Origin of the sequence: Dietzia sp. DQ11-44, from assembly GCF_014145205.1 — a bacterium.
GTDB lineage: Bacteria > Actinomycetota > Actinomycetes > Mycobacteriales > Mycobacteriaceae > Dietzia > Dietzia natronolimnaea.
In genome coordinates, this window is sequence record NZ_JAALEC010000554.1 from 1 (window position 1) to 1,381 (window position 1,381).

2 protein-coding genes are annotated in these 1,381 nt (G+C 71.0%); both read right to left on the reverse strand.

What is annotated here, in order from left to right:
• Nucleotides 1–419 (reverse strand): hypothetical protein (locus G6018_RS13345; RefSeq protein WP_182639866.1); only part of this gene is annotated, 419 nt, incomplete at its 3' end.
• A gap of 181 nt (nucleotides 420–600) precedes the next feature.
• Nucleotides 601–1,381, reverse strand: a 781-nt coding sequence (locus tag G6018_RS13350) for a TM0106 family RecB-like putative nuclease (RefSeq protein WP_182639867.1), incomplete at its 5' end; no start/stop codon positions are given.

Here is a 1,381-nt window from a genome sequence, read left to right on the forward strand (position 1 = left end):
ACCGAACCGACGAGCGACTCGTCCAGGAGGGACCCACTGGCGTCGACGGAGCCGGTGCCGGGTGCCGGGTCGGTCAGGGTGATGGACCCGGCGGCGTCGATGACCGACCCCGCGAGGGGCGCCAGGGAACCGGTGGAGGGCTCGCCGAAGATGGCGGAGCCCGAGGTGTCGAGGGAGCCCTCCCCGGTGGCGTTGGCCTCGAGGATGAGCGAGCCGAGGTCCTGCGGGAGGGAGCCCTCGCCGGCCGAGTCGCCGCTGCCCTCGCTTCCGCTGCTCAACGTGCCCAGGCTGTCGGCTCCGAGGCTGTCGGCGGACAGGCTTCCGGTGCCGTCCTGGGCGGAGGCGACGGCGGTCGCCCCGGAGAGGGCGAGGGCGGTGGCGGCTGCGACGGCAGCGGCCCTACGGATCGAGAACGTCATGGGTTCGTCTCCTTATATGGCGCGGCATCCGCGTGGGTTCGCGACGGGACACCCGTGAGGGATGGTCTACAGCTTTCGGGTTCCGGCCGCGACGATCGGGGAGCGTCGTAAACTTTCGCCCTTATCCCCACCATATCCCTGAATTTAAGGGAAGCACAGCTCCCTCTCAGTGAGAACTCAATTAGAATCCGCGTGAAATCCACTCCCGCACAGCCCGGGTCGCGCGGACGTCGTCCTCGTTGTACGCGAGGATGCGCTCCCTGCCGGAATCCCGCTCGACCCCCCTCGAGGCCTGCGCATCCCGGTACCACCCGATCGACTGCTCACCCCCGGCGTCCGGGTCACGCCAGTGGAATCCGGCCACCGGCGCCACCACCTTGAGCCCGAGCCCGGAGGTGGAGACGAACTGGGTGGCCACCGCTTCGTGGACGTCGACCCACTGGGGAGAGGAGATGAACCCCCGCACCTCGGATACCGAGGGGACGCCTCTGACGACGGCCACCGTGCCCTCCGGCCCGAACCTGGTGGCGGTCGAGAGCATCCAGCCGTTCTCCGCGGACCTCGAGTAGCAGTAGGCGCGGAAGGTGCGCCCCTGCCCCTCGGCCCTGTCCCGGATGCCGGTGAGCCAGCGCCAGAACTCGGCGAACGAGCGACCCTCGTCCGGATCCGGCAACCGTGCCCAGGTGGCGAACGGCCGGTAGCCCTCGGCCTCGAGGCGACGCCCGTCCCGCAGGGTGAGCAGGGTCCCCCACAGGTAGGCGCCGTCGTCCAGGTGACTCTCCAGGTCCACGTCCACCTCGACGTCCGCACGCGGGATGGCGGGGCGGGCCACCTTGGGGACGACGACCTCGCCGTCGCGGTGCGCACGGGCCCTCAGCACGGCGTCGGAGAACGGTTCGCCGTTCCAGTCCGGCGGGCGCTCGGGACCGGCCTCGGCGAGCTCCGCCACCGTGCGGACGCCC